Source organism: Streptomyces sp. NPDC058964, from assembly GCF_042741275.1.
GTDB lineage: Bacteria > Actinomycetota > Actinomycetes > Streptomycetales > Streptomycetaceae > Streptomyces.
Window position 1 is genome coordinate 25,809 of the sequence record NZ_JBHYKH010000031.1, and the last position, 10,061, is coordinate 35,869.

Annotated in this window: 6 protein-coding genes and 1 pseudogene; 5 read left to right on the top strand and 2 right to left on the bottom strand. The window is 70.6% G+C overall.

The window, feature by feature from the left end:
• Positions 1 to 2 precede the first annotated feature (2 nt).
• Together ACFW2E_RS06470 and ACFW2E_RS06475 are read right to left on the bottom strand one after the other, a co-directional pair.
• Complete coding sequence (locus ACFW2E_RS06470; protein ID WP_384462308.1) at positions 3 to 884, bottom strand: IS5 family transposase; 882 nt, start codon at positions 882 to 884, stop codon at positions 3 to 5.
• 78 nt (positions 885 to 962) lie between these two features.
• Entirely contained in the window at positions 963 to 2,663 is a 1,701-nt protein-coding gene (locus ACFW2E_RS06475; RefSeq protein ID WP_384462324.1) for an ISL3 family transposase, read from the bottom strand.
• A 730-nt stretch (positions 2,664 to 3,393) separates the two neighbouring features.
• Between ACFW2E_RS06475 and ACFW2E_RS06480 the strand changes: the two genes are divergently transcribed.
• From ACFW2E_RS06480 to ACFW2E_RS06500, 5 genes and pseudogenes are all read left to right on the top strand, one after another.
• Entirely contained in the window at positions 3,394 to 5,481 is a 2,088-nt protein-coding gene (locus tag ACFW2E_RS06480) for a hypothetical protein (RefSeq protein ID WP_384462310.1), read from the top strand.
• Between the two features lie 540 nt (positions 5,482 to 6,021).
• A pseudogene (locus tag ACFW2E_RS06485) lies at positions 6,022 to 7,576 on the top strand (Mu transposase C-terminal domain-containing protein); the annotation flags it as partial.
• Between the two features lie 85 nt (positions 7,577 to 7,661).
• The gene (locus ACFW2E_RS06490) at positions 7,662 to 8,405 is read left to right on the top strand and encodes an AAA family ATPase (protein ID WP_384462313.1); all 744 of its coding nucleotides are present in this window, start codon (positions 7,662 to 7,664) and stop codon (positions 8,403 to 8,405) included.
• A 5-nt stretch (positions 8,406 to 8,410) separates the two neighbouring features.
• Positions 8,411 to 9,244, top strand: a complete 834-nt coding sequence (locus tag ACFW2E_RS06495; RefSeq protein WP_384462315.1) for a hypothetical protein — start codon at positions 8,411 to 8,413, stop codon at positions 9,242 to 9,244.
• A gap of 6 nt (positions 9,245 to 9,250) precedes the next feature.
• On the top strand, positions 9,251 to 9,592 hold the full coding sequence (locus ACFW2E_RS06500; RefSeq protein ID WP_384462318.1) for a hypothetical protein: 342 nt from the start codon (positions 9,251 to 9,253) through the stop codon (positions 9,590 to 9,592).
• The last annotated feature ends 469 nt before the right edge of the window (positions 9,593 to 10,061 follow it).

The window sequence follows — 10,061 nt, forward strand, 5'->3', positions numbered from 1 at the left end:
GCTCAGGAGCGGAGCCAGAGACGGATCGCGGTGACGGTGACCGCTCCGTGGAAGACGTAAGCCCGTTTGTCGAATCGAGTGGCCACGGCGCGGAAGCCCTTGAGGGCGTTGATCGTGCGCTCGACCTCGTTCCTGCGGGCATACAGGGCCCGGTCGAAGCCGGCGGGCCGCCCGCCCTTGCTGCCGCGGTTTTGCCGATGGGCTTGCTGGTCGCGGCGCTCGGGGATGGTGTGCCTGATCTGCCGGCGTCGCAGATAGCCGCGATTGCGGCGGGAGCTGTACGCCTTGTCGCCGCTAAGGTGCTCCGGCCGAGTGCGAGGACGCCCGCCAGCCGGGCGCGGCACGCGGACGCGCTCCAGCACCGGGATCATCTGCGGTCCGTCGCCCGCCTGCCCCGGTGTGATCAGCACAGCCAGCGGACGCCGCCCGCCTTCACTCACCAGATGAATCTTCGTGGTCAGCCCTCCCCGGGAGCGGCCCAGCCCTTCGTCGTCCCGATGATGAGCGGGCCGACTCCGCCGACCGGGGACCCGCGGAGGCTGCTTTCGTGCACCGGCCGCGTGCTGATGCGCCCGGCAGACCGTCGAGTCCACCCCCGCCATCGTCCAGTCGAGACGGCCCTCGATATCGGCGTCAGCCTGGACGGCCCGCAAGATCCTGTCCCACGTGCCGTCCGCCGACCACCTGCGATGCCTGTCATGCACCGTCTTCCACTTGCCGAACCGCACAGGCAAGTCCCGCCACGGGATGCCGGTCCGTTGCCGGAAGAGAATGCCGTTGATCACCACACGGTGGCTCTTCCACCGCCCACCTCGGCCTGCGCTCCTCGGCAGGTGCGGTTCCAGCCGGGCCCACTCCGCATCTGTCAGATCACCCCGCCCCACAACGGACGGAACGATTCATCAGTCAGCCTGTCACGTGACCCCTCGGACAGGTCCTAGTGCCGCGAAGTACTGCAGGAGTCAGCGGGCTGTTGCGGTGGTGGTGCGGGCGAGTAGCAGGGCGATGTCGTCGCGGGCGTGGGCGCCGAGGCTGGCCAGCACGCTGTCGCACAGCTGGTCCAGTGATTGTGCGGGGCTGGTGGACAGGGTGTGGGCGAGGTGGGACATGCCGGTGCCGATGTCCTGGCCGGGGCGTTCGATGAGCCCGTCGGTGTAGAGGGCCAGCACGCTGCCCGGGGGAAGCTCGGTGTCAGTGGTGGGGTAGTGGCTGGGGCCTACGCCGAGCATCGCCCCGCCCGGTATGTCGAGGAATTCCACCGTGCCACCGGGGCGGAGGAGTGCGGGCGGCAGGTGCCCGGCGCTGGTGAGGTGGCATCGCAGGGACGCCGGGTCATACAGGGCGTACAGGCAGGTGGCGCCGGTTTCGTCGCCGTGCTCGGTGACTACGCGGCTGAGCTGGCCCATGATTTCTTCTGGCGGGCATCCCAGGCGGGCGAGGGTGGCCGTGGCGGTGCGGAGCTGTCCCATGATCGCTGCGGCGTGGATGCTGTGGCCGGTAACGTCGCCGATGATCAGTGCGACCTGGCCGTCCTCCAGCGGGATGACGTCGAACCAGTCGCCGCCCACCTCGGCGGTCTGGCTGGCGGGCTCATAACGGTAGGCGATCTGCAGCCCCGCCACCTCGGGGACGTGCTGGGGCAGCAGGCTGCGCTGCAGGGTGACGGCCGGATCTTCGGCGCGGCGCCGGCGCAGATGCTCGCGGTAGGGGTCGACGAGGGTGGGCCGGTAGGAGGGGGTGAGGCGCAGGGCCTGGGGTTCGGGCATCCGGGCGTAGCGTTTGACGGTGTTCAGGGCCACGCCCAGGCGGCGGGCGCAGTCGAGCAACCCGACGCCCTGGCCGAGGAGATCGTGGACCTTGTTCCAGCGTTCGCGGGTGGTCTGCTCGCGTACTCCGCCGGGACGGGGCGGGTTGATGGTGGCCCAGCATCCGGCGTGCGCGCGGACCTCGAGCTGGACTTTGTCGCAGAGATTGTGCCAGAGGTGCCATCGATCGCTGACCTGCACTGCGCCGGGCAGGGCGCGACGGACGGCCTCGGCGTAAGTCGCCGAGCCGTCGCGGCACACGACCTCGGCACCAGAATGTGTCCGCAGCCAGGACTCCAGAGTGGCCGCCTCGCGGTCGGGCAGCACCGCGACGCGTCGGCCGGTCTCGGCATCCGTGATGATCGTGGCGTAGCGGTGGCGCCGGCGCAGGGCGAAATCATCCACACCGATCACCCGCGGGACCGCCAGCTGCGGCAGCGGCAGGCGTCGCAGATGACGCAGTGCGGTGCTGCGGGAGACGGGCACGGCCAGCAGGTTGGCCAGGCGTGCGGCCGCCCGGCCGCATAACTCCCGCGCCACCTGCGATATCTGCCCGGCAAGACGCACCGTGCGGCGCTGATGACGCTTCAGCAGCCCGGGAATCTGCTCGCGGAAGGTCTGCCGCGAGCAGCCCAGAACCGGACAGACCAGCCGCCGTATGCGCAGGTGGACGACAACCGGGCGGCCGTCAACCGGCACGTCCCGCACCATGCGGCGGTGGTACCCGTGCACCTGCGCCGTCGGCGTTCGGCACACCGGACACGGCACCGCCACATCCCGAGTGCGGGCCGTGACCACCACCGCGACACCACCGTCCGCCACGTCCTCGACTACGAGCGCCGACAGCCCGGAAAACACCGTTCCGACAAGGGAGTTGACATCCATCACAAGATCATGACCGAGGATGGCTACTCGACGTCACCACCGACTACGGGCCAGACCCCGGATTCTGGTGTCACTGACGTGTGGGTGCATTGGTGCTGTTCAGGGGTGGTTGGCCAGGTTGATCGTGGTGACATCTCTCTGGATGTAGCGGTGACACGAAGTCGTATCGGCTGGTGTCGTGTTCGCCGTGTCTCCTTCGCTTTGTGATCTTGGTGCTTGGGGCCTCGGAGTTGTCCGGGGGCTGCGGGGCACGTCGGCTTGGTGGCGCTGATCACCATGACCGTCAACGCTCCTTAAACACAGGCAAGTTGCCTGAGTCAAGCGCTCGGATTCGGATTAGCGCTCGTACACGTGTGTCTGCTATCTGTTGATGCGGAGCGCGCCCGTACCGCGTCGCATCCTCGTGCACCTCGTGCCGGAGCCCTTCCGGAGAGCCCAGACCACGGCCCCATCCCGCAGCCCGCTTCCCCGCCGGTCCGGGCCGGGGCCGTCGCTGCACGCAGGGATGCTGTGGAGGGCGGTCCTGCCCGCCTTGCCGCCACTCTGGCGGACCGCGCCCTGGCATGACGGCACCCAGACCTTCCCGTGCGGAGCTGGAGGCCCACTTCCCGGCAGGCCGCCCGGCCGCCGGCGAACCGGCACGGCCCCGCCCCTCGACCCCGTGTCCTGGGGCTGCGCCGCAACCCCTTAGGGAAGGCTCCCTGTGGATCCCGACGGCACCAACATCAACATCGCCCCGTTCCCCCTGCCCGCCACCGCCGAGTGGCAGCGCCGCTTCGTGGACGGCGTCCTCGCTACCGAGGGCGTCAACATCCCCCGCGCGGCGCTCGAGCAGATCGCCCCGTTTGTCGACCAGCCCAAGTCGCTGCTGTACTCCCCGCGCGCTCAAGACAAGCCCGAGCGGCTGCGCGACGATGTGCTGGTCCCGATCCGCACCGACGCTGGCACTGCCCTGGCCGTCAGCGTCCGCCTGATGGGCGTCGCCGGCATCACCTGGTGGCACAACGAGCGCATCAGCACTGCGTTCCGTTCGCCGGCCGACCCCGCCCGCGGCGACAAGCCCCTGCTGCCCGCCGTCCGCGCCTGGACCGCGGTGACCGCCGACGGCACCGAGCGCACCTTCAGTGCGCTGCGCAGCGAGTTCCGGACCCTGTCCGACCTGATCGAGACGATTGAGCGCTCCGGCAACGAACTCCTCGGCCGCGACGGCCACCGCCCCTACGACCTGCTCGAGGACCTCGTGCTGAACGGCCAGATGGAGCCGTGCATGTACATCGCCCAGCAGCTGGTCCTGGACGAGGCCTCCGTCGACGACGACGGCGCGCAGCGCCCCGCCGCCTACTGGGCCTGGCCCGCGGTCCGCGGCAACAACCGCACCCGCGCCCGCCAGAACCTGCTCGGCCTGACCTCCGCCGAGGTCGTCACCGGCGTGCCGATGGCCAAGCTTGGCAAGGACGGCGCCGACGTCGCCACCAATCCCTCGTTCTGGGTGCACCGCTACGCGCAGCACCTCAACGCCGCCTACCGCGAGGCCCTCCAGGCCAACAACACGGACGCCCCCGCCGTGCGCGCCGCCAAGGTGGCCGTCGTCCAGGCCCACCTCGTGATCGGCAGCCCCACCCCCGAGCGCCTGTACCGGATCGTCCAGAGCAGCAACCGCCGCGACCACGTCCACCCGCCGCTGGAGTTCCGTCCCAATGACCGCAGCCGCTCGCTGGGCCGCAGCATCCTCGGCTCCTACAGCGCCGCGGGCGTCCTCCCCGAGATGGTCGCCGACGTGCTGGCCGGCACCCAGCCCATCGACCGCCTGCCCGAGGGGCCCGGCGACGCCCCCGTCTCCGTCCAGCGGGACTGGCGCTCCATGCGCCTGCTGGCGGAGTTCTTCCCCGCGGAGGACGACGCGCGCCGCCCGCTGATCCGGGCTGCCCTCAGCGAGCCCGCGCCCTCCACGCTCCTGCGCGCCCACGTCAACCGGCGGCTGCGCGCCTGGTCGGCGCTTACCTCCGAGAGCTACCCGGAGCCGTGGAACCCGCGCGTCGCCGACGCCCTCCCGGTCGCGCTGGCCAAGGACGGAGTTACCGAGGCGGAGGTGCCGCTGACGGGGCGGACCCTGCCGGACCTGCTCGCCTGCGCCGACACCGACCCAGAGGCGTTCGAGGAGCTGCTGGCCTACCGCGCCCCGCACTGGCTGGCCGCGTTCGACCTCATCGACGCCGACCGCGGCTCGGTCGGTGCGCAGCGTGGAGACAGCGCGACCGACCAGACAGTCGACGGCGAGGAGTCGCTGCGGATCCGCCGCGGCGTCAACAACGCCATCGCGGCGATGCGCAGCGACCCGGTCCGTGCCGTGGCCCTGCTGCGGGAGCTAGCCCTGGCCATGGACGAGGGCGACCGCGGCCCGCTCCAGGTCGACGAGTCCGGCACCCGCCTCGAGCAGGTCGCTACCCGGGCCTGGTTCAACCGGGCCTTCCCCAAAACCGCCGCCACCGCCCCCCGCGTCACCATCGCGCAGCCCACCCCCGGCGCAGCCGCGGCGCCGCCGGAGAGCGACACCCAGGCGGTCAAGCGCCTGCGCCGGGAGCTTAATGAGATCCTCACCTCGCTGGAGGAAGGGGTGAAGCTGCTGCCGGGCATCGTCGCCCAGATGCGGGCGCACGCGAGGGCAGCCCACATCGACCAGCCCCTGCCCGAGGCCCGCGCCCAGCAGGCGGCGCTGCAGGTGACCGCGCTGCTGCCGCATTTGCGGGAGCTCCCCGAGCTGCTCCTGGCCCTCGGCAACCGCGAGACATGACCAGCGCGAGGCGGGGTCGGGACCTGCGCGGTCCTGACCCCGCCCCGCGCCGACCCGCAGATCCTTGACTCGGCCTGACGGCCGCGCGACCAACTCTTCGCGCCTCCCGACCGCTTGTTCGAGAGGGAACGCACAGTGAAGCGGGGCCGCACGTCCTCCCGGTGGCCCTGCCCGGATCACCCCGGTGTCGGCCGCCCTGGAAGGAGATCTTGCCGGCGAGACACAGCAGCACCGGTGCGATGTGCTGGTTTGGTGTCAGTGGCGGGGTGTCGGTGATGGGGTGTCAGGGTGTGGGTGTTGTCGCTGGTGGGGTGTTTGTGTCTGGGTGGGGTCGCTGACGTGGGGTGGCATCTGCTGGTGGGGTGACTGTCATGGGCCGGTACACCGTGGTCGGGTCCGCTGTCATGGGAGCGGCACTTCTGATTCTTTCGGGGGCTGTTGCGCTCACCGTTGTGTGTGTCGGTGCATGCGCGGAGGAGGGCTGCCGGGGTGGGGGAGGGGTTGCCTGCGGCGTCGCGTACCGCGCTGCGTGGTCCTGCGGTGCGTCGGCTGCTCGCTCTGCGGATGTGCGGTGAGCTGACGTCCGCTCATGTCCGGGTGGCGGCTGATGCGCTGGGGGTGTCGGAGCGCACTGTGTGGCGGTGGCTGGCCAAGGCCGGCCGCGATGAACGGGCGGCGGACGAGCCCGGCGCACGGGCTCAGAGCAAGACGAGGTTCACGATCTCGCCGGAGGTCCGTGCGCTGTTGGCGTTGTGGAAGGGCAATGTTGCCGCGGTGCAGCGCGAACTTGCCGCCCGCGCGGCCGGAGGCACCGGTGCCGCTGATGCTGGTTGGCAGGCCGGGGTGTCGCCGGGTACAGGTCTGCCGCCGGATGTGCCGTCGCTGACGACGCTGCACCGGGCGATCCGCCGTGATCTGACGCCCGGGGAGCGGGCGGGGCTTGCGGGAGGTGAGCGGGCGGCACGCAAGCACGATGTGTTCCTGGCCCGGCCGCGCGGGTGGCGCAACCATGTGTGGGAGACCGACCACGTCCAGGCCGCGGTGCTGGTCGAAGTCGACGGCAAGGCCCGCAGGCCGTGGATCACCTGGTTCACCGACTGCGCGACGAATGCGATCACGGGGGTGGCCATCACGCCGGGAGATCCGTCGCGGGAGTCCGTGCTGGCAGCGCTGCGCTCCGCGGTCCTGCGCGAGGATCCCTACGGCCCGTTCGGCGGCCTGCCCGAGAAAGTACGTGTCGACCGAGGCAAGGACTTCCTGTCCAGGACGGTGACCGCCGCGTTCGATCTCCTGGACGTGACGGTGGAGGACCTGCCCGCCTACACCCCCCACCTCAAGGGCACTGTGGAGGTCCTGAACCGGGCGGTGGAGAGCATGTTCCTGGCCGCGCTACCCGGCTATGCCCGCCAGCCGCGCCCTGGCAAACGCTCTTCCCGCCCGAAGGACGAGGTGCTGCTTGGTTTCGAGGACTTCACCGCCCGGCTGCTGGGTTGGACGTTCTGGTGGAACACTGAGCATCGCCCCACGCCCCTGCGGGGCAAGACTCCGCTTGAGGCGTGGCAGGACGATCCCACCCCGCTGCGGGACGTGCCGGCTGCGGATCTGTGGACGTTCACCCTGGAAGATGCCGGTACCCGCACGCTGACCACCCGCGGGATCCGCTTCCGGAAGCGCGACTATGTGGGAGCGTGGATGGCCGGCCAGGCAGGCATCCAGGTCCGGGTCCGCTTCATGCCCCACCACGACCACCGCATCGAGGTCTACCACGCGGCTACCGGCCGCTACCTGGGGTCCGCGGACCTGGCCGATCAGGCCACCGACGAACAGATCAGCGCCGTGCGGCGGGTGCGGGCCGCCCGTGCCCGCCGTCTGAAAAAGGACCTGGAGTCTTCGCAGCGTGAGCGCTACGCCGCCGTGAGCCGGCCCGAGGCACCCCAGCGGCTCGGGGCGCTGACCACCGCGCAGGCTGAGGCCGAACTCGCTCAGGCCACCGGCACCGACCTGTCGGATCTGGCGCTGCCGGATCTCATCCCGCCTGCTGCGCCCCCGGCCGAGTGGCGCACCCCGCCCTCTCTCGTCGCCCGGACCACGCCCGCCCGCTCTGCCCCCATCCCGTCCGGCCCGGCCCCCGGCGGCTCGCCCGGACGGGCCGCAGACCCTGCTGAGGACGGAGACGCCTCGTGACCGCGGCCACCTACCAGTACGTCGACCTGCCTGATGCGTGCGTGGTCACCACCCGCGCTCTGCTGACCGCCCGGGAGAACATCACCGACACCGTCGCCGCCCGCGCCATGATGTGCATCCATGGCGGAGCCGGCTTCGGAAAGACCCTCGCCGTCAACATCTGCCTGCGCGGGCTCGAACCGCATGAGGACGTCCGCAAGATCACCTTCCGTGCTCGGCCCACCGCCCGCGCGGTGCGCTACGAGCTGTTCACCGCACTCGGCCTGGCCGGTGAACCACCGCGCCACCCCAGCGAATTCGACCGTCTCCTGAAATCCGCCCTGGCCGAACGCCCCTGCACCTTCCTCGTCGACGAGGCCCAGTGGCTCAACGGTGAGGCGTTCGAATACTTCCGCTACCTGTGGGACGAACCCGCCACCCGGCTCGCGATCATCTTCGTCGGCGGTGAGGGCTGCCACACCGTGCTGCGCCGCGAACCGATGCTGTCCTCCCGCATCTTCATCTGGCAGCACTTCACCCGTCTTACCCCCAGCGAGGTGCTCGAGGCCATCCCCTTGTTCCACCCGATCTGGGCCGACGCCGACGCCGACGACATCACCTTCGCCGACCAGCATGCCGCGCACGGCAATTTTCGCGCCTGGGCCCAGCTGACCGCCCACACCCGCACCGCCCTGGCCCGCAGCGGCCGCTCCCGTGTGGATCAGGAGCTGCTGCGCTGGGCCTTCAGCCGCCTCGCCTGACCACCATGTCACCGCCGCCCGTCACCGTGGTCATCGACCGCAACGACAATGCACTCCACACGCACACCGCCCTGGCCGCCCACCACTTGCCGTCCGGCCGGATCACCCTGCATCCCGGCCCGGGCACCACGAGCGAGAGAGCCCTCGCGCACGACCTCCTCGCCGCCCTGGGCAAACCGCCCCTGCTCCCGGGCCGTTTCCCCGCCGGCCGTCAGCCCGTCTGGGAAGCCGCCACCGCATGGATAACTGCTCTGCCCGTCACCCACCTGACCGTCCTGCGCGCCCACCGTTTTATCGCGCGCCACACCGAACGCCTCCTGCAGTTGCGCGCACTCACCGGCATCCGCCTGACCCTGGTCTGCCACCGCCCCCACCTCCCTGCAGCCCTGCACCAGGCCCTGCAGACGGTCGACCACACCGTCACCACCGACTTTGCGACCGCGCGCCGCCACTACTACGGCTCGCCCGCCGCTGTACGCCTGGCCGCAGTGGACGCCGATTGGCCGGGCGGCGAGTCCGGGACTGGTGTGCTGCTGCGGCGGTGGATCAGCCTGCCGGCCCTGACGACGCTGATGTCCTTCGAGGACAGTCCGGTCTGCACGTGTGCCGCGCCTCTGGCGAGGGAGCGCGGTTTCGTGCCTCCCGCCATGCCTGCGCTGACCGAGCGGGAGGTCGCCCGGCGTCTCCATGCCGGCACGGCGCACCCTTATCTAGCGGCCGAGCTTGCCACCGCCTGTTTCACCGCCGCCTCGACCAGCCAGCTGGCCACCGCACGGGTACAGGACGCTGCGCTCGACGGCAGCACGGTGACGCTCCACGACCGCCACAACGTCCGCTAGGGCTGCATGACCCACACCGTGCCCGACTGGGCACGCCCTCTCCTGCGGGCCGCGGTGTTCACCCATCTGTTGGCCACCGGCACCAGCAGCGGCAAGCTCTTCAGCGATCCCCACAACTCCACAGGCCTGCCGTACCTGCCCGACTTCGCCGAGCAGTTGAAGCTCCGACCGCCGCAGCCGCCACGCCCCAAGCGGCGCAAGAACACGCGCAGGAAACCACCGCCCCCGACCGTGTGGCCACTCAGCAACGCCCACCATCACCTGCCCTGGACGATGCCCGAAAACATGCGAGGTTGTCCTCAGCCACCCGGCTACAAGCCCAAGCGCACGCCATTCACTATGCAGTGACTGCCAGTCAGCACGCCTGTTCTCTGGACCGGTTCCTGGACACTGCACAGTTTCAGTGGTCGGCGACAGCACCGCGCGCAGGGGCAGAGGCAAGGAAGCCTTGATCCAGAATCGATCTGGATGTCATTTTGAAGCACCACCGAGAGCACCCACCCGGATCTCCACCGTACCGGAAGCGAGCACAACCCCGGCCCCTTCACAGCCGCACCCATCCCGAAGACCCGCCCCTGACTCAGCCTCACTTCTCCTCGCTCACAGGCCAGCCGAGCGCCCCCAACCCCTCTCCAGCTGCTGCACGGGCCGAAGGCCCGTCACCCGCGCGGCAGCGCGGGATGGCTGGAGCGCAGCGGAAGCCATCAGCCGGGCGCGGCCCGGCTCCGGCCCGCAACGCGGCCCGGCCACTCCCGGAGCAAAGCGGAGGGAGTGTCAATTCCCGTGCGCAGCACGGGAATTGGGCGGTGAGCGCAGC

Coding starts and splice junctions, on each gene's coding strand:
- ACFW2E_RS06495 (WP_384462315.1), top strand. CDS start 8,411: ATGTCACCGCCGCCCGTCACCGTGGTCATCGACCGCAACGACAATGCA.
- ACFW2E_RS06500 (WP_384462318.1), top strand. CDS start 9,251: ATGACCCACACCGTGCCCGACTGGGCACGCCCTCTCCTGCGGGCCGCG.